The sequence below is a fragment of the Rhodococcus sp. DMF-1 genome (genome assembly GCF_021441945.1).
GTDB classification, from domain to species: Bacteria; Actinomycetota; Actinomycetes; order Mycobacteriales; family Mycobacteriaceae; genus Rhodococcus; species Rhodococcus ruber.
The window spans coordinates 755,768-775,982 of the sequence record NZ_CP090442.1 but is presented as its reverse complement, the minus strand read 5'-3'; the positions used below and the strand labels follow the sequence as shown (position 1 = coordinate 775,982).

Sequence of the window (20,215 nt, the reverse complement as noted above, 5' to 3'; positions counted from 1 at the left end):
CTCAGTTACCTGCTTTCGGCACGATCACGGCGACGACGCGAACGAAGGGGTCGCCGCTGGCGGCGAGGGCATCGATGAGGGCCGTCGACTGGTCGACGGTCGCCTCGATATCGAGTCTCGAGCCGGTTCGGCGGCCACTGTCGGTGACGATGCCGAGAGCCGTCTGCTCCCAACCCTTCAGCCCGCTGCGGTAGTCGTCGATGCGGCGGAGAAGGTCGGCTTCGAAGTCGTCGCGGCGATCACGAATGTGTCCGGTGGCGGCGTCGACCGCGGCACCCACTCGGTACTGCAGTGCGTCGAGGTCGACGTCGGCGAATCCGGCATTCGACGCACCCTCCCGGATACCTGCCTGGTCAAGGGTCTCGTCGAAGTCCCCGACCTCGGGGTGGTCGGGAAGGCCCCGCACCGCACCCCAGTGCGCGATCGCGGGCTGGCCGAGCGAGTTGGACCACACGGCCTGCGTGAGGAACACCGGCTCGTCCACGTCGCCGGACAGGACAGGAATCTCATTGCGCCCGAATCGCGAGATCGATCGGTCGGCCGCCCAGTCGAGCACGGGATGGATGGGGGCGAGGAAGTGCACGTCCGGCCACGCGCTGTCCGTCGACTTCCGCGCACGGTCCAGACGTTCCTCCGAGAACTCGTTGCTCCCGGAGAGCCGCAGCCGATCCACGATCTTCTGTTCGTCGAGATATTCGGACGGCAGGTCGCGGAGCCGCGGAACCAGATCAGCAGGCGGATTGAACGCGATCATGTCCTTGTCGTCGTCGCGGGTCACATCCAAAGCATGACCGCCGGGTTCGGCAGCAACGTCCTCGAGGGCGTCGGTGAGGTAGTTGTCGTCGTCCTTGAACAGCGACCGCCGCGGTACTTCCTCCGGTGTCGGGTCTCCCTCGTGACCGCCCCCCGTTGCCATCAGACCGGCGAAAGGATTCAGTGCCGCCGGTGTAGCCTCCGGGACCACCGCATCCAGATCCTTGCCGTCGCGGATGGCCTTCATCACGGTCTGCTCTTCGATCTCCGCGTCGCGCACATTGAGGAGAACGCCCGCGTCACCGAGTGCCTGGTTGGCCTCGTGCTCCTTCTGTAGCAGCTTGGTGACCACCCGCAGGTCGCTCGGCACGTCGTCGGCGTCGCTGGCGAGCGCCAGGGCGGCGATCTGCGGTTCGTGCATCTGCCCATACCGGTCGATGCGGCCGTTGCGCTGCTGGATCCGGATGAACGACCACGGCAGGTCGTAGTGGACCAGCTGGTGGCATTCCTTGTGCAGGTTGAGACCCTCCGAGGCCATGTCGGAGGCCAGCAGGATGCGGATGTCCGAGCCGGCCTGGCCGAAGCTCTCGACGACCGCCTGCACCTTCTCGTCGGGAAGGCCGGCGTGCAGCACCTGTACCGCCTTCGCGGGCAGCTTGAGTCGCTTGGCGACCTCAGATTCGAGCCAGGTGAGAGTATCGATGCGCTCGGAGAAGACAACAGCGCGAATGGGTGAGCCCTTGCCGACTCCGACCTCTGAGAGGTGGTCGATCAGCTTCACCAGCTTGGACGGTGTTCTCGCGTCGGCTTCCTCCGCCAACTCGTCGAGCCGCAGCAACGCCTTGGCCTCCGCGGACGTCGTCGAGTCAAGGGTCTTGAGGCGGCGCTCGACGCTCGCACGCAACGCCTTCGGCGAGGACAGGAAGGCCTTGAACAGGGTCCACGGAAACAGCTGCCGACCCTGTCCAGTCACCACCGAGCCGCCGCCCGGGTGGAGCCAGGTGTCTTCGAGCTCTCGCAGAACCGCGATCTCCGCTGCGTTGGGTACGACTTCGACGATCTTCGGCGTCCGCCGCTGCTTCCACTTGTGCGCGACGTCCAGCTTGACGTCCGGAGAGTTGCGGTGCCGCCGGACGTAGAGGTGCTCGATGTCCTTGGCGGTGTACTCGGTGCGGTCGGCGATGGCGGTCGGGTCGAGTAGGTTCACCAGTTCCGCAAACGACTCCTGCTTGCCGTTATGCGGTGTCGCACTCGCCAGGATTAGTGCATCAGTCTGTGCAGCAAGAAGTTTCGCAAGTTCGTTGTTCTGAGTTCCGCGGTTGATCAGATTGTGACACTCGTCGATCACGACGGCGTCCCACTTGTGGTTCTTGAGATGGTGCTTGTACTTGGCCGGGTTCTTGAGGGTGTCGATCGAAACGATCACCCGCTTGTAGTAACTGAACGGGTTCCGGGAACTCGGCAGGGTCTGCTTGACCTTCTGGATACCACCCGAGTCCAGCCGAACAAGCGGGATCGCGAACCGTGTCCACAGCTCGTGCTGGAACTGTTCCAGGACCGCGCGCGGCGTGACCACAAGGATGCGCTCGCCCCGGCCGCGCCGAATCAGCTCCGACAACAGGATGCCGATCTCCAGAGTCTTACCGAGACCCACGGCGTCACCGATGAGGATCCGCGGACGCAGGTTCTGCAACGCCTGCGCTGCGGGACGGAGCTGATAGTCCATCCTGTCGAGGAGCCCCCGGTGGCCGACCGCAATGCGCGTCTCGCCGGCCGGGACCGGGCTGCTGCGACGCACCGACTCGAGCCACAGCCGCGAGCGCCGGAAGCCCGCCGATTCGTCGAGCACAAGCTTGCCGTCACGCGGATCGAGACGGTCGATCGTGTCGAGGGAATCGAAGAAGACCGCGTCCTGGTCGCGGACGAGCTCGCCGATTCCGGTCACCTCGACACGCGTGCCGTCACGCTCGGTGGTCCGCACCGATCGCACGAGCCACTCCTCGTCACGGATTACAACGCGCTCACCAGCGGCGATGTCTGCCACCCAAACTCCTTCGAACAATTAACGATCGGGGTCAGATTAGTCCCCGAGACGGCGACCTCGTGGGATGACCACCGTATGCACCGCCGGCCGGGGTTGGAAGATTGTTGACGCCTCGCCCCGGCCGTTGGTCGGATCAGCCGTGGGAGATGAATTCGCTGAACAGACCCTCCGACTCGCGCCCCTCTTCGGGAGTGCCGAACAGCAGTGCGCGGTCAAGGAAGGTGTTGCTCAGCTCGCACGACGTTTCCGGAACCAACACACACGCATGGCAGGCGGCCAAGTTCAACGCATCGGTACCGGACGCCGTCGATTCGATGCAGACAGGGTCGGACGAGCACCAGGACAGCCTGGTCAGCCCCTCACGCAACACGCCGGCGAAGCTCTCGGGTGCGGCCTGCGATGCCACGCCGCCGAGGCTGCCCGCGGAGTCCGAGCTCGCCGTGTAGACGAGAATGCCCGCCATGTCGTCGTCGACATAGAGGCGCTCCCGCAGCGACGCCGCCGGGTAGCCGGCGTCCAAAGACAGCTGGTCGATCAGGACGTGCGCGAGCGTGTGAACGGCGACCTCCACGATATCGACACGTGGCGCTTCGGGACGTCCGAACTCCGCGGCCCGACGCCCGGCAGCCGTCTGGAGCGCTTGCCGTCGCCCTTGCGCGAAGGGCTTCGCAGCCCATTCCCTCAGCTCGGCACGATCCAGCGCGATAAACACGCCTTCACCGATCACCTCGATAGCCGGCAACCAATGCGTACGCTGGCGCGACAAATCGCACAGTGCCTCGGACCCGGGCTCCGTCACACCGTCGAGGCGCGAGAACCCGTACAGCGCTCGGACCTCGCGCAGACGCGTCACTTTCCGGACGTCTGTCACCAGTTCCGGCAACGACGGGTCCCGCGGCATCGGAAGGCACACGAAGTCTGCTTCGATCCCGATGTCCTCCCGCCCCGTCATCAGGGCACTGAACTCGTCGCGACGCAACGCGTCCTCGCTGATGTCGTCGTCCGCCTCGGATCCGCGTCGGCGTTCGATTTCCGCGGCGATGTCCGCGGTCGAGTACTTATCATTGGACAGTTTTGCGACTTTCTCGAGCACCTTCGGCGGAACCGGGTCGAGATCCTCGAGCAGGATCCAGTGCTTGTCGACCAGTTTCGCCAGCGCTTCCGAGTACGGGGGAATAGAGATCGCGGACCGCACCGCCGGAAACCACACGTTCGACGCACCACGCTGCAGCACCCGCGGAGTCTCGGTGCAGTCCTGCTTCGCTTCTGCACCCAGCCACGGCCGCGCACCGCTGCAGGTACCGAACTCGGCGAGTGCCTTCGGTCCGAAGGTTCCATCCAAGTTCTTCGGAGCGACTCCGCAGGTGCATTTGAGGACGAGGTCCGCGAGTGAGGACGTACGTCCGAGGGACACCATCTTCATCTCATGCGTGGCTCCCTCACCCCATGCCGCGCCCTTATGGAGCCATCTGAAGTACGGGAACTCGTCGATGTGGCCCTTCGAACAGGCGGTGATGAGACGGAACGGCGTCAGCAACGGCTTGTCCTTACATTGAGCACACTTCGCGACGTTCCAGTCCTTCGCCAGGTCATACAGCGAACCGATTCGGCGGCATTTCGGATTCGGGCAGACCTGGGTCAGCGGGAATCGGATCACAGGAACATCGCGCCCGTCGCGCGAACCCGCGGGCGGTGACTTCAGTTCCGACACCCGCAGAGAACGCGCCAGGCGCGGCTCACTCACCGGTCGAGTCCGATTCACGTGCCATTCGTCCAGTCCGACGATCATGAAACTGGTTGTTTCAGACGGGAAGAGCCCGCCGATACCGTACGTGCTGAGAAGTTGACCCCTACGGGCCTTCGCTCCGGTCGTCATTACTTCCTCTTCATCGGAATCTGGTACAGGCCGCTCTCCGCGTCGACTTCACGCATGCTGCGCATCGTCGGCCACGGGACCTCCTCCTGGGAGTACTCGATGTGGTCGTTCGTCAACGCGTCGGCGGGGTCGACGAGCAGTGCAGCGTCGAGGTTGCGCACGTTCTGATACCGCATGTTCGGCTTGGCCTCACCCGCGTCAGCCCACACGGTGAGGAGCTCGTCCACCTGATTCACCGTGTCCGCACGTTCCCGTTCGCTTTCCGCGTCGCCCGGATTCGCCGGATCCTCGAGAACCACTGCCGCCCGCTTCGATATCAGATCGGCGATCTTGCGCAGGTCGTCCCAGTGGTCCTCGGCAAGGTACGCGGCCGTGTCCGGCGCGAGCCCCGGCACCAGCAGTCGCGCCAGAGAAACCAACACACCATGCAGACCACGATCGCGGGCCCGCGCGGCGAACGGCGTTGCGCTCGTAGCCTCTACCGCCCGATACAGCGCTTGGTGGTACGGCACGAAACTCTCGTAGTGCGAACGATCCCGCGAACGAGCCGCGTTGAAGATGGTGACCACGAGGCCCGGGTGCTTACGACCCACGCGGCTGGTCGCCTGGATGTACTCGGAGCTCGACTGAGGCTGGCCCATCACGGTCATCAACCCCAGGCGGTCGATGTCGACACCGACGGAGATCATATTGGTCGCCAGCACGACGTCGTCCGGGTCACCGTCGGTCAGCGTCGCCTCGATCTGCTTGAGGCGCAGGGGAATTTCCGAGGAGGCAACGCGGCTGGTCAGCTCGTTTGCCGGCTTCAGTTCCCGCCCCCCGGTCTCCTTCCTGTTGGCCACCACCCGCAGTCGCTCACGGACGTCGCCCTCCACCTGGAGGTTCGCGCTGCCGAGAACACGGAGGCTGTTGAAGTAGCCGAGCAACGTCCAGTACGGATCCCGCGTCCCATCATCGCCGTCGATGTCCTTGGCCGCCTGCAGCAGCGCGGAGTACACGCGCACCATCAGAGTCGCATGGCTGGAACCCGGGGACATGACGCCGACGTACTCGCGGGTGCCGTGCGTCTCCCGCGGGGCGGGCTCAGCGAAGAACGACTCGTCCGGGTTGATGCCCGGCGGCGGAAACTGTGCTGCCCGACGCGCGAAGACGGAACGGATCTGCTTTTCCGCCCGTCGGATTGTCGCAGTCGACGCGATGACCTTCGGCCGGCCACGGTCGTCCGACTCCGCGAGGGGATCGGTCGAACACGCCGCATCGACGGCCGTCTCGTACAGGCCGACCATCGAGCCCAGGGGCCCGGAAATGAGGTGCAGCTCGTCCTGAATAATGAGGCTGGGCGGGTACCCGACACCATCGCGGGCAAAGAGCTTTCCGACGTCTTCCTTCCACGCCATCGCAGCGAATTTGTCGACGGTACCAAGGATCAGCTCAGGACGCTCCCGATAGATGTCCTCGTCGACAACGTGCACCGGAAGCCCAGTTGCGAAGTCGCAGCCGGCGGTTCCGCATGCGATCTGAAGGTGCCGTTCCGGCGACTTCTTGATCGCGTAGTTGTTGTGGTCCATCAGCGTTCCACACCAGGGGCACTGAGTCAGCTGCACGGGGTTCTTCTCCTGCAGCTCCTGCCCGGAGGCGAGGTCGCTCAGCGATCGACGAGCTTCAGCCAGCGTGTTGGGTGTGCCGCCGCCACCGACCCACAGTCCGATCGAGAACGGCAGGTCGCCAATGTCTCGGTTCTCTTTGCGTACCGTTTCCAGCGAGCACATCAGCATGGTCGCCCGCTCGAATTGCTGGATGGTGAGCAGCCGCAGGGTGTAGCGCATGATGACGGCGACGCCCTGCGCCTCGGGGTCGCAGAGTCTGCGGTGCAGGATGGAGAACGCGACGAGACCCAGGTACGCCTCCGTCTTGCCACCACCTGTCGGAAACCACAGCAGGTCTGCGATTTCCCGGTCAGGGTGGTGCCTGTCGGCGAGTCCCGGAAGGTTCAGGAGGATGTATGCGAGCTGGAACGGGTACCAACTGTCCTCGGCGCCGTCACCGACCGTCCCCTTCGCTCCCCCGCGAACCCAGTCCTGTCGCGCACGTTGCAACTGCATCGCGTGGTTCGACAGACGAAAGGCTCGCATGCTTACAGGGTCGTCCCGGAGCAGATCGATACCCGCTTCGATACGGTCGGCAGCGGTACCCGCCGCTTTGACGTGCCGGCGTGCCACACCGAGCAGATTTGCAGGGACATCTGCCTTACCCGACGACAGGTCGCCGTCCAGCGTCTTGATCCACTCGCGGTACCGGTTTGCCAACTCACGCAGACTGGCGATGATCTCTTCGTCGGAGTTCTTCGCCAGGAACGACATTCGGAGGTTCACGGACTCGTCGACGAGACCCGGTCGCGCCCGCGACACCTCGTAGGTGGGCAGGAAGGTCGTCGCGACACGGTTTACTGCCTCAGCCGAGGTTTCCGTGTCCCACCTCGCGGCGCAGCCGTGCCCGATCGCGAACGTGCGCTTGTTGCGGTACAGCAGGGCCGAACTGTCGAGATCCTCGTCGTGACCGATGTTCACGTGGCTGGTGCGATCGACGATCGCAGGCACCTCAGTCGAGATGCTCAGCCCCACCTGGAACCACGCCTTGCCGTCGCGCAGTTCACCCTTGGCAACCGTGTTCGTGTTGCGTAGCGCTACCGAGATCGTCGATACACCGTCCCGCGGAGGCCTCACGTACACGTACAGCTGGAGTCCCTCGACAATGTCCTTCGTCGGGCCGACCACACCGGGGGAACCTACCGACAACGTGATCGGCTCGATGGCGAGGGGCACCCGCTGCCAGTCGCCGGAACGCTTGTCCTTCGCCGCAACGGTGTCGTCACCTTCGACCCCTGTTCGGACGTAGCTCGCACCATCGATCCCGATGGTGATGTTCTGAGCGTCCGCGAGCCGGACCGAGAATGTCATACCGACCGACGACGGGTATCGCATCAGCGCCTGCGCAACAGGGCTGTCATCCGTCGACTCGCGATCCGCGTCAGCGCTGTCCGGTTCCGGGGTTTCCTGTGGTTCATCAACGCTCGGCCACAGCGCACCGACGATGTACCTGTCGAGCGGCGGCTCTGCGATGGTCTCGTTCTCACCACCGCCGGGACCAATTACATCCGCTGCCAGCTCGTCGACCATCTCCGTCCTGAACCGATATTTCTCGTCCAGGGACGCAACCCTCGAACTCACGAAATCTCCTCCATGTTCGACCAATCCGGTTGTGCCAGACCGATGACTCGCGGCGCAAGCCATAGCCCAGAGAAGCTGACATCAAGTTCCCTCGAACGCCGCGGGTCCCCGGCAACGGTTTCGACCGATACGAGCGACAGACCGGACAATGTCGCCGGCCAGGAGCCACCATTCATGCTGAATGCCTTGACGAAGGACTCATTGAACTCCTGACTCGTACGTCCGACCACCCGTCCGTCCTCCGTCTGCAGGAGGTACGAAGGTAAGTCGGCTGTGGACCGCGACAAATCCAAGATCGCCTCTACAGACATTCCGACGAGATTCTGAGAAGCGAGAGTCGCTTGGACGATGGTTGCATCATTCGCAATCGAGACTGGGACATCGACTTCGACGTCCGTGTACTGGAACTCGACTGCCCTGGTGCGCTTCTTTGTCGACTTCCATTTGTTGACGCGCTCCTGGATTCGTCCAGGCAACCATGTCATCTCCTTGTACATGGCGTATGTCTTCGGCAGCTCACACAAATAGATCGAGTCTCGCGCTCGACTGAGTGCCACATACCGTTCCCGGATACCAGCCCACGCTTCCTCCCCCGCATTCATGTACGGGCGATCGACGAGGAAGACTCGGTCGAACTCGAGCCCCTTGGCCTTGTGCACCGTGGAGACGATCACGTTGCTCGAATCAGGCTCGGTCAGGGTCAACGGAATGGCACCCGACTTGATCAAAGTCCGGATCCGCGCCACGTTGAGGGCATCGATCTGACGCGCATTGCCTTCCGCAGTTTTGAGAAGGTACCAGGCATCTTCTCCCTGGTCCTGGCCCAGGATCCGTTCCAGAGACGCTTCAACCTCTGACCTTCGAACCACTGTGCCATCCAACGAACCTAGAGCCTGGGCAACCCAGCGTGCTGCGCCGAAGTCTTGCGACTGCCGTCGCACAGCGTGCCCGATACCGTGCTCGTTCAGATACTTCGAGACCCGAAGGACCTCTGCATTCGTCGCACAGAGCACGGCAGTGGTGCTGTTTTCGAGCGACAACATGTCCGCCCATTCGTCGATCTCCCCCAGCGAAAGCAAGCCGGCTTCGAATTCGTCCAGCGCGACTTCAGCTTCACTTGGATCCGTCATATCGCGTAGGCGGTGCCCCAGCTCGACGACCTCACGAGGATCAGTTCCACGGGCCCGGTAGTTTTCCCCGAGCCCGACGGTTCGGGCACCGAACTCATTCCTCAGCGCCTCGAAGACTTGCTGCGAGGATGTCTTGCTCTTCGACTTACCGAGCTGGAAGTCGTAGATGCCTTGCAGCGGATCGCCAAGGGCGGTCACACCGACCTCGGGCTCTAGCTTGCGCAGCAGGGCTAAGACGAAGTCGGCGCGATCTCCTACCAGATCTTGTACCTCGTCCATCACGACGTGCCGGAGAGCCTCGATTAGGAACGGTACTTCGTCGGACTCATTGAGCACGGTAGTGGCCTGCCGGATTCGAGCTTCGTACGAACCGATCGGCTCGATGTCTGCGTCGAGCAGAATCTTCCCCGCGAACGAATCGAATGTGCGGACGTTCGCAGCTGCGACCTCACGCTGTTCCAGACGCGTAGTCACCGCCGTTACAGCGGCACGAGAGAAACTCAGGACCAGGACCTCGGTGGACGCCGAGAGCTGTTCTTCGTCTACCAGAAAGCCGATCCGCGCAGCAACAACTTCGGTCTTTCCCTGACCGGCACCTGCGATCACCAGCAGCCGTTCATCGATCGGAGCCTCGACAACAGCGCGCTGCTGTTCGTTCAGCTCGATTGTGTCCTGCACTTCCGTCACTTTCTGTTCCACAAGTGGTCGAAATGATGGAACGCGAGTTGCGTTCCAAAAGCATCAATGTTGTCCCGCACGTTGACGATCAGAACTTCCTCAGAACCACCGTTCTTCGGACCACGCAGCCCACGTCCGATCATCTGTTGATACCGGTTGGGACTGAAAGTCGGACGCGTCACGTATACGGCACCGACTTTGGGAGCGTCGAATCCCTGCGACAACACGTTGTAGTTGGTCAATACCCGGATCTCTCCCTCCCGGAATTTTCGGACGAGACGACGACGTTCGGGCGCAGGCGTGTAACCGGCGATCGACGCAGCTGGCACCCCACTGTGCGCCAACACCGCGGCCAATAGTTCGGCGTGTTGCACCGACGCCGTGAACACCAACGCGGTCATGTCCGACGGGAGCGACTCCAGCGAATCCAGGATCACCCTATTCCGATCGTTGTCCATCGCGACTTCGTTGAGATCGATCCGATAGTCGTCGAGGTGCATAGCTGCGGCATCGGGGTCCTTGCGCACCTTGGCCGGAGTCAGGGTCATTCCCTCGAGTTCGAGATGACGCACTCGCGCGAGGATCCCCATGTCCTGCAACTCTGCGTGCGGGTCCTTGTCGAATACGCCTTCGGTCAGCAAATTCGAGTCGTAACGATTGATCAGACCCTTCGTCTGATCCTCGTTGTGACCCCGATAGGGGCTTGCCGAGAGTCCGACCAACGTCCGATCACGCTGGTTGGTCCCACGTTTCAACCACTTGAATAGCTCGGTATAGGTCTTCGAGATGGACGTATGCGCTTCGTCGACAAGGACGACCTCTGCCTCCGTGAGCCACTCGTGCTTGCCCTTACGGCTGAGCGATAAGAGCTTTGCATCGGTTGCAACGACCAGGTGCGCGCCGTCTTCCGCAGGAGTCGCGTCGTTCGCTCCCCACAAGCGACTGATCGTCAGCCTGGCACCCGGTTCCCCGATGGCCGACCAGGTATACGACCAGGTGTCGACTGCCTGCTCACACAGCTCGTCCGATTGCGCGATCCAGATTACGGTGGGCTCCGACTCGGACGCCTTCATGTGCCGGATGATGGCCTCGACCGCAACACGAGTCTTTCCAGAACCGGTCGGAAGCGAGACGATGCCACGGTTCGGACCAGTCGGACCGAGTACCTCGATGAGGTTCGCGACGACTCGTTCCTGGTAGCCGTGGAGCGGAGGAAGCCCGACCGGTCCGATCACCTGGAATCGAGGAGGCGGCGCCGGCGTGCGGCTACCTGCGAACTCAGCGGACAGACCAAGTTCCTGCACCGCAGCCGAAGCCTCGACACCACCCAACAGCCGAGGAAGAACGATTCCGTTCTCCTCGATCGCTGGAGCGATCCTGGTGAGAAGGCCCGCCCCCTTCGACGCTTTGGCCATCGCCGCGACTTCGGTATCCGACAACTTGCGACCCGTACGCCTCTCAGCAAGAGCTTTGGCTCCTGCCGGGATCTCCTTCTCGAGGGCGTCAACGCCGGCCAGGAGAACAAGCTTGCGGTTCTCGTCCTTCTCTGCACGCACCTGCTGCCGGAGCTTCTTCGCCTCTCCGCGAGCTCCGATGTCGAAGACCTTTTTACGATCGCTCTCGGTGAGTCCGAAGTTGAACTCGTGCGACAGTCTCGCCAGCAAGTCGTCCTCGGACAATCTATCGAGGTGATAGACCGTCGCTTCGCCCTCACGCAGCAGATCGTGGTCAGTGATTTTCGTTCCGGAGGTGGACTCGGCTCGCACCTCGACAGACACGTCTGAGCATGGGATCAGCTCGATCGCCGGCACGCGAGGAACGAACGCACGAAGCCCGGGGAAGCGATCAGCAATCAGTACAGGCTCGCCGGACGCAGCGGCGAGGACCGTACGACTGATGATTCCTTGAGAGTCGGACAGGCCCCAGCTCGCGATCAGCGCATCCTTCGCCGCGGTGTCGGTGGCGAGAACCGCCGCATAGCCACTGTCGACCAACGCCCGGTAGTCGCTGAGGTTGTCCGTGGCGTATGCCTCGGTAGGAGCGGCGAGGGTCGCATGCGCATGCGTTACTCCGATTTCATCGGGTGCCGGCGCACCGACCTTCGCAGCTGCCGAGTAGAGGCGATTGAGCGCGTCCTGATCAAGATGTGTCCACGGCGCCAGAAGGATCTGCTTCCAATCACGCGCGGTGACTGTCTCGCGCAATCCCAGAGCTCGGGCTTGCTCCGGAGTGACCTTGGCAACCGGCATGACGTCGTCCGGCACGCCCGGGATGCTCGCGAAAGCTTCGCCAACGGGTCTGACACCCAGCGGCGTTTCCAGTCGACCGTGACGGACCATCCACCACACCGCCGGGTTGGTGAACGACATCGGAGGAACCCCGCTGTTGCCCGTGATCTCGACGCTCCACGGTCTCGTCGACATCCGCAGCACGTGCTTCGTGAGGGCACTCCGTCCCAGGTCGCTGAGGCGATCGGCGATATCGAGCCCGCGAACAGTCACACCTCGCGTTATCTTGACTCTCGACGCAGCGATCTTGATCCCAAGTTCTTTGGCCTCGCGGATCGCTTCCGAACGTGCAGCTTCTTCCCACTGCTGAAACCATTCCTCGTCAGCGCGTGGATGTTCCAACTCGGGCTCAGAGAGCGCCCCTAAATGTCGCAGGAGCGCCAGGTCCTTCGCATGGAAGGTCGTGTCCACTGCTACCCCTGCATCGCGACTTCCGTCCTCCGGGACCACCACCCCGGGAAGTAGCACGTCGTCGAGCACTTCGATGCGACGCGCAACAGTTCGCACGGGGACCCGACCTCGACCGAATCCTGTCTCCAGTAGCTTCCCGACCTCGACTACCGGAAGTCCGCGCGTCATATCCCACAGCGACTCGACCAGACGCCCGGTGATCTCGACCTTCGTCATCTGGTCGATCAACGCCCTCAGGCGACCTTTCTGGTCGAGGCGGCCGATACCCAGCCCTTCGAGCGCTTTTCGCACTTCTAGATCTTTGACAACTGCGGGATGGACGAAGCGGTCGTCGTCCTCTGTGTCGGTATCGGGTAGGAATACTGTGCCAGGGCGCGGCGGCACCAGCTTCCCACCCGCCGTGAGAACGAAAGCACCCTTGCGCATTTCGACCATGTGGTCGGATGCCGATCTATCGATATCGGATGCAAGCCGGATCGCTTCCCGTGCACCCGCCAGTCCCGCTGTTGCCAGATCGTGTAGCCACTCCCCCACACTTTGCGAACTCTCACCGGCGAGCCTGACCAGGCGCGCCGCAGTCGCTACACGTGCCTCGGTCCGCCAAACTGACGTATGAACCCAATTGTGAGGTCTATCGGCGACGGATGCCCAGCGCGTCAGCCACGGTTCGTACTCCGACAGGAATGCAGGCTGCCACTTCACCTTCCCCGGAAGGAACAGTCGACCGTTCATGTCGGGTAGAGACGGTGCCGCCGCAGCCGCTTCCATGATTCGATCGTTGATCCATGCATCAGCCCACGAACGGATCTCCTTGCCACGCGCGGGCAGGATGTCCATCACTGAGCCGGGGTCCGAAGTGTCAACGACGTCGGCCAAGTTCGCCGAAACCAGCGCAGGAAGGACGCCGAGAATCTCTTCGTTGTAAAGCCCCTTCAAAATGTCGTGTCGGTCTTCATTCGTCTTGAAGGGCGCGTTGATAATCCCGGTCAAGGACGTTGTCGAGGTCGTCGGGAAGTAGGACCAGAAGGTACCCACCTTCGTACGCCCCTTCTCGGGGACTGCCCACGTGAGTTCGATACTGCCACGCCCCGTGATTTCCCCCGCGTCCTTCCTCGCGGCAGCACTCGGCTGATGTGTGGCGCGGTAGACATTCCATACTGCGACCTGGTCGGACGATTCCAAGACCACTCGGCTGCCTTGTCGAATAGCTTGCCATTCTCGCCGCTCGCCATCACGAACATTGTCGAGATCCAGTCGGTCAACGTGCTCACTGAAGAGCAGAAACTCTGGCGGGAACTTTGCCAGCGCTTCAGGAAGCCACTCGGAGCCCTCTAACAAGGGAAGCCGGACGACCGTCGTCGCCCATGCCATGAGCTCCGCGAGGACCGGATCGGTTACGGCTGCCACTGTCGGATCGAATGCGGTTGCCGTACGAAGAACTGGTGTGCGGTCTGCATTCGGAACAACTTTTCGGATAAGTGACTCACTGGTCTTCCGGTCGAACCGGATCGATACGTCCCGGCTGATGATCTCAGGCGCGTCGGAGATGCCGAGGACAGATTTGAACCCGAGACCGTAACGGCCGATCTCCTCGTCGCGCTTCCTCGACAGATGGGAAGCCATGAGGGTTTCGATGCCGTTTCGCGTGAGGGGATCGCCCTCGTTGGCGCAGTACAGCGTATCGTCGGTCAGGACGAGCGCGATCTGCCCGCGCGTGCCGACCAGCGCATCCGCCGCGTTCTGGACGAGTTCGTGGAGCTGCTTGCGTCCGTATCCTCCTTCGACGTTGGAAATCTCGATGCCGGCATCCTGTTCAACCAGGTTCGGCTTCGCCCGGTATGCAGCCAAACACTGCTCAGTCTGCACTCGTACGTGCTCTGCCAATGGCCCCGCGACACCGCTCCACTGTGCACTCATCCCTGCCCTATCTCGTCGACCGCAAAATTGCCACCCCCGGCCGAAGCCGTCTGCGGAATGTCGTCAATCGAGCACAGTTCGTTACGAGACATAACGGGCACTCGACGCCGAGCCGGACTACGTTGCCATAGATCGTCTAGAAGTCAAGACGCGGGCACTCGATGCCATCGCGTGTCGGTACGAGAAAAACCTATAGGTGAGGCAGGGGTAGGAAACTTTCCGATCAGCGCACTGCGGCCAACTCACCACTCATCGCAAACTCCGACCCGATCCATAGTCCGCCGACCGTTGATTGGAAGAACTCCTCGTTCACGCGGTCTGTCAGTCCGAGCGCCGCGGCCAGGATGTGCACGCCGAGGCGCGGTGGAATTGCATTCCCGATCTGCTGCGCAATGTCCCTGCCCCGCCAAGGGTAGTCTTCCGGGAACGTCTGCAATCTTCCGGCTTCTTGCATTGTGAATCGCCGGACGCCGCTACACGTTTCCACTCGATTCCGAGAGATTTTTCCGGTCACCGTCGCAGCAGGCTCGGCGGACGAGCGGACTCCCCGAGCCTTGGGATCACCGCCGGTACCATAATTCGAAATAACTCTGAACGGGTACGTCGTGCCGAGATCATCGGCCATACTCCGCCAGGGAAGAAGTGTCGCTTCGTTGTCCGGAACTTCGGTATTTTTCCGGTATCGGCGATGAGTCGGGTCAGGCATTCGAGGCCGGACATCACGGCGCGCAATCAGAATGGCGCGACGCCTTGTTTGAGGAACACCGAACTGCTCTGCGCACAAGACACCGAATTCCGCGTTGTATCCGACCTCGCCGAGCACTTCCGCATACGATTCCCATACGGGCAGCACTGCAGGCACCTGCTCCAGGATTATCGCTTCGTACGGATTTCCGGCTCGCACTGCCTCCAGAACCCAGCGGAGCGGCTCGAGAACCAGGCCTGTCCGGTCGTCATCGAGTTCCGCGAGACCTGAGCGTACGTCCTCGCCATCCGCCATGCGTCTGACGTACGTCCGCACCAGATCCAGAGCGCGCCGGCCTGCACCTGCTCCCGCGACGGTGTAGGTCTGACATGGGGGCCCACCGGCTAGAACATTGCATCCGTCGAACTCGTCGTCGGATGGAGAGAAGTCACGGACGTCTCCCGGTTGGGTGTCGAGGTGTGCCGCCGTACGAGTTTCACAAGCGTCGTCACTCCATTCCACGCCAGTAACCTCGAGACCCAGCCAACGCGCAGCAACGTCGAGCCCGCCGGGACCCGCGAACAAGTCGACGATGCGCGTTTTCCCAGGCAGAGGGGGCAAACTGGCGTTAGTCATGGGAGTGATCTTATCGATCCCATCCTGTGGCCGCTCGGCCCTCACCCGTGTAGAGATTTCTCCCCTCGACGCCCAGAGGGCAAGAGCCTCACCACCCACCTCAGACCCGGCGTTGGAGATCGCGGATCGTAACCAACTGCCGATCGGTCCAGTCATCGATTTGCCAGAGCGACGACCCGTCCTGGCACTCCGGCTCGCCCGGACGCCAAGCTGCTACAGCCGCCGCTTTGTCCAGATCCGATAATTCTCCTCGACCAAGGACGTCCTAGGAGCAACGGTTGCTTGCATTCTTGCATTCTTGGCCGGATTCACGACAGGCTCCGCCGGGTCGTGCACCCAGGCGGCGGTCCCGGTGCCAGCTATCCGAGTATGTACTGGTCGATTTAGACCTGAGTGGGACTACTTCGCGACGCGCTCCGCAAGATTGAAGTCATAATATCTGCCGTGTACTTGACCGTTGACAGAACTATTTCCTCGATAGAGACCCGAGGGGGCAAATCCCATTCGAATCGCACGTATAGGTGAATAGAAGATGGGACGCCCGTTCGAGAGTCAATTGTCCTTTTCGACATCCACGCCGTAGAGTGCGACGAGCCCTCCGAGGTCGTCGTCGTACCCCTGCCCCACCGCGCGCAGCCGCCACTTCCCCGCCCGCCGATAGATTTCGGTGAGTACCATGGTCCGCTCGGTGGTCCCGGCGTCGAGCACGAACGTCGCCGCCGTGCCGTCCTCACCGTCCACGCTCACCGACACTGCACCCAGTTCGCCGAAGGTGCGTTCGCCGTCGATGGCTGCGGCGATCGCGATGCGCGCGCATTCGTCGGGCAGCGCGGCGAGATCGAGCCGTACGCTCTGTTCGCTGCTGCCGTCGATGGACAGCTCGACCGCGCCGTCCTCGGCGGAGGGGTTGTTGTAGAACACGAAGTCGTCGTCGCTGTCGACCTTTTCGTCCTGTCCCAGCAGGAAGGCGACGACGTCGACGTCGAAGTCGTCCGTCTCGGCGCGCCATGCGACGTTGACCGTCCAGGCCGTCTTCCGCGCCGGCAAGTCGATGACCTCGCCCCGGGCGAGCGCCGGCGCGGAGATGCGGGACTCGATGCGCATGTGCGACGGCACGACGCCCTTCTCCACCGCGGCGCTGACGTCCGTCTTGGTCAGAACAGGAAGCTCGCGCGCGGTGATGCGTGCCATGCGCCGGTCGCTGTCTCCGCCTTCCAGCATCAGCACGTCCGTGACGGCGGCGGTGAGGTTGAGTGAGGGGCGTGCGCCGAGCTGGACGAGACGGGAACGCATGAGCACGGCGTCGAGATGGGTGCCGCCGAGGAGCAGCACCCGCCGACCCTGCCACAGCTTCGGCTTCTGACCCGTGAGCATCCGTTCCGGAAGGCTCGGAGCAACGGACTCAGCAGTCCCGGGCTGCGGCGGAGGTTCGATCACCGGCTCGGCAGCGGGTGCAGCCACCTCGACCACCGGACGCTTCTTCGGTTCGCCGGGCAACACCCGGGTGAGCATGTCCTCGAGCTGCCGCTCGGTTACGACGGGAATGCCTTCGGCCATCGCCTTGCGGATCTTGCCCGTCTGGACGCCGGCGTCGTTGCACACGACCACGCTCGTCTGGCGGCTGACGGAGTTCATCACGTCGAGGCCGGCGTCGGTCATCCGGCCGGCGAGCGGGACCCGCGGCGTCGTGGTGTGGCCGGTGATCACCACCTTCATTCCCTGCACCAGACCGACGTCCAGCGACAGGCGTCCCGGGTTTTTCCACTCGCACGGCACACGCGGCACGGAGTCCGGGTAGGCGGACCTGCGGCTGAGGCAGTCGACCACCGGCAGCGGAAGTTGCAGGCTATCGGCGAGCGAGGCGCTGCGCACGAAGACCTCGCTCAGGACGCGGGCGTCGTCGTAGGCGTCGTGCTCGAGCAACTGCTGGACCTGCCAGTGCGCGGCCAGAGTGGAGAGCTTGTGATCGGCCACGTCCAGCTCGAGCCGCCTCGACAGGGCAAGAGTGCACAGCCGCTGTTTGACCGGGATCTCAGTCCCGGTGCGCCGGAATTCGGCGTCGAGGAATCCGTAGTCGAAGGCCGCGTTGTGGGCGACGATCGTCCCGCCGTCCAGAACCTCGGCGAGCTCGCCGGCGATCTGCTCGAAGCGGGGAGCTCCGGCGAGCCGTTCGCGGGTCAATCGGTGCACGTGAACCGGGCCGGGGTCGCAACCCGGGTCGACGAGCGTCGAGTACTCCTGCTCGACGCTGCCGTCCTCCCGCAATACCAGCGCGGCGACGCTGAGCACCCGATGCGCGTAGGCGCGCAAGCCGGAGGTCTCGACATCGACGACCACCCAGCGATGACCCTTCGGCAGCGTCCGCGAACCCGACGCGTGCGACTGCGTGTCGATCACCTGCACCTGCTCTACCTCCGAGTGTTCTGCTGCCGGCCCCACCGGCGCACCCGAACATAGTGACTGATGCTCACGACACCGCCGACCGCGCCACGCCGAGCGCGCCCGCCTCCGACGCCCGCGGGCAGTACCGTTCCAGCCATGGCACAGCCACTCGAAGGCAAAATCGCTTTGGTTGCCGGCGCCACCCGCGGCGCCGGCCGCGGAACCGCAATCGCCCTCGGCGAGGCCGGCGCGACGGTGTACTGCACCGGCCGCACCACCCGCGAGCGCCGCTCGGAGTACGACCGGCCGGAGACCATCGAGGAGACCGCCGAGCTGGTGACGGCTGCGGGCGGGGTCGGCATTCCCGTCGCCGTCGACCACCTCGATCCCGAGCAGGTGCGTCGGCTGGTGCAGCGCATCGACGACGAGCACGGCCGCCTCGACGCCCTCGTCAATGACATCTGGGGCGGCGAGAAGCTCATCGAGTGGGAGACTCCGCTGTGGGAGCACGACCTCGCCGGCGGGCTGCGGATGGTGCATCTCTCGGTCGACACGCATTTGATCACCAGCCACTTCGCGCTGCCGCTGCTGATCCGGAACCCGGGCGGGCTCGTCGTCGAGATGACCGACGGCACTGCCGAGTACAACGCGAAGAACTTTCGGCTCTCGGTGTTCTACGACCTCGTCAAGTCCTCGATGCTCCGGCTTGCGTTCTCCCAGGCGAAGGAGCTCGCACCGCACGGGTGCACTGCCGTCGCGCTGACGCCCGGGTGGATGCGGTCGGAGATGATGCTCGAGCACTTCGCGGTCACGGAGGAGAACTGGCGCGACGCCGCCGTGCCACATTTCGTCGCGATCTCCGAGTCGCCGCGTTTCGTCGGCCGGGCCGTTGCGGCGCTGGCTGCGGATCCGGACGTGCATCGCCGCAACGGTGGCTCGTTCTCGTCGAGCGGTCTGGCGCGCGAGTACGGTTTCACCGACGTCGACGGGTCGCAGCCGGACTGCTGGCGGTACATGGTGGAGGTTCAAGATCGAGGTCTGCCGGCGGATCCGACCGGGTATCGGTGAGCGCGACACGCCGAGACTGCGACTATCGCTCGCCCCCAACGTATTCCACACCAGCGAGACGAATCGATTGACGCGTCCGCAGCACGATGCCACCATGTGTCATCCCCCGCGCCCGCGAGGGTCACAACTGAAGAAGGCCCGCCAGGAGCGGCAACTCCCGACGGGCCGGATGTCCGACTGAATAGGAGTCGAACGTGGGTAAGGATACCCGCGTCGGAGGCGTGCGCCGCGCGCCGCGCCCGACGAGCAACTACACCGTCGTCCGCAACGAGACGATCGGCAACAAGGACCTCTCCTTCCGCGCCCGGGCGGTCTTGATCTGGCTGCTGTCGAAGCCGGCCGACTGGCGCATCCGCTCCGACGCTATCGCCGCGGAATCACCGACCGAGGGTCGCGACGCCATCCGGTCCGCGATGCGGGAGCTGGCTGCGCGCGGTCACCTCGTCACCGAGCGTCGCCAGAACCATCACGGCCAGTGGATCACCGTCCAGACCGTCTACGAAGTACCGGTCCGGCCCGAGCCGGGGCCTGGAATTCCGAATCCCGGCGAACCGGACACCGGAGAACCCGGCACTGAACAAAGAATTGAAGACCAAGAGACTGAAACAAACCCCGCACCGGCCGCCGAGCCGACGGCACCCCCTGCGCGGCAACGAGGGGTGATCAGCATTCCGCAGAAGAAGCAGATCGCCGACTTGGCGACCGCATGCCGCGCCGCGGGCCTGACGGCGACGTTCGACTATCTGCCCGCCGCCGCGCGCTCCCAGATCGTCGCACTGATCGACTCCCACGGAATCCCACCCCTGGTCACGGCGGCACGATCGACGCATCGACCGAACAACCCGACGCGCTTCGCCCACGCATGGATCCCGCTGTGGCAAGCGCTGCCCCTGCCCCGCTCTCCCCTGCCGCCCCGATGCGGCCGGTGCGACGAGTACGGCTGGCTGCCCGACGACGATCGGGGCCGCGCCGTGCGCTGTCCGTGCCGTCGCTTCGACGCGCCCGACCGCCCGGTCGCTGCGTGAGCACCGTCGGTGGCGAACCGATAGCATCGGCGAGAACTGTGCCATGCCCACCGAATCGAGGTCGGACGTCCATGTCCCGTAAGCGCTCCGGGTCG

General features: G+C 63.6%; 9 protein-coding genes. 2 read left to right on the top strand and 7 right to left on the bottom strand.

Going from position 1 to position 20,215, the window contains the following annotated elements; all coding sequences use genetic code 11:
• Position 1: 1 nt before the first annotated feature.
• The 7 genes from LZP97_RS03650 to LZP97_RS03620 form a co-directional block, all read right to left on the bottom strand.
• Positions 2-2,797: a DEAD/DEAH box helicase gene (locus tag LZP97_RS03650; protein ID WP_048773016.1), complete on the bottom strand. Its 2,796-nt coding sequence runs from the start codon at positions 2,795-2,797 to the stop codon at positions 2-4.
• Positions 2,798-2,930: 133 nt separating this feature from the next.
• A complete protein-coding gene (gene drmB, locus LZP97_RS03645) occupies positions 2,931-4,673 on the bottom strand; it encodes a DUF1998 domain-containing protein (RefSeq protein ID WP_048773019.1) in 1,743 nt (580 codons plus the stop codon).
• Positions 4,673-7,849, bottom strand: coding sequence for a helicase-related protein (locus tag LZP97_RS03640; RefSeq protein ID WP_048773022.1), 3,177 nt, complete (start codon positions 7,847-7,849; stop codon positions 4,673-4,675). The genes drmB and LZP97_RS03640 overlap by 1 nt, the downstream gene beginning before the upstream one ends.
• A 47-nt stretch (positions 7,850-7,896) precedes the next feature.
• On the bottom strand, positions 7,897-9,717 hold the full coding sequence (locus tag LZP97_RS03635; protein ID WP_082170383.1) for a UvrD-helicase domain-containing protein: 1,821 nt from the start codon (positions 9,715-9,717) through the stop codon (positions 7,897-7,899).
• Positions 9,714-14,273: a sacsin N-terminal ATP-binding-like domain-containing protein gene (locus tag LZP97_RS03630; protein ID WP_161800550.1), complete on the bottom strand. Its 4,560-nt coding sequence runs from the start codon at positions 14,271-14,273 to the stop codon at positions 9,714-9,716. The genes LZP97_RS03635 and LZP97_RS03630 overlap by 4 nt, the downstream gene beginning before the upstream one ends.
• Positions 14,274-14,547: 274 nt before the next feature.
• Entirely contained in the window at positions 14,548-15,645 is a 1,098-nt protein-coding gene (locus LZP97_RS03625; RefSeq protein WP_048773099.1) for a DNA cytosine methyltransferase, read from the bottom strand.
• A 552-nt stretch (positions 15,646-16,197) separates the two neighbouring features.
• Positions 16,198-18,048, bottom strand: a complete 1,851-nt coding sequence (locus tag LZP97_RS03620) for a TerD family protein (protein WP_082170385.1) — start codon at positions 18,046-18,048, stop codon at positions 16,198-16,200.
• Positions 18,049-18,183: 135 nt separating this feature from the next.
• Between LZP97_RS03620 and LZP97_RS03615 the strand changes: the two genes are divergently transcribed.
• Together LZP97_RS03615 and LZP97_RS03610 are read left to right on the top strand one after the other, a co-directional pair.
• The gene (locus LZP97_RS03615; RefSeq protein WP_048773027.1) at positions 18,184-19,095 is read left to right on the top strand and encodes an SDR family oxidoreductase; all 912 of its coding nucleotides are present in this window, start codon (positions 18,184-18,186) and stop codon (positions 19,093-19,095) included.
• A gap of 221 nt (positions 19,096-19,316) precedes the next feature.
• Positions 19,317-20,120, top strand: coding sequence for a replication protein (locus tag LZP97_RS03610; RefSeq protein ID WP_048773030.1), 804 nt, complete (start codon positions 19,317-19,319; stop codon positions 20,118-20,120).
• Positions 20,121-20,215 lie beyond the last annotated feature (95 nt).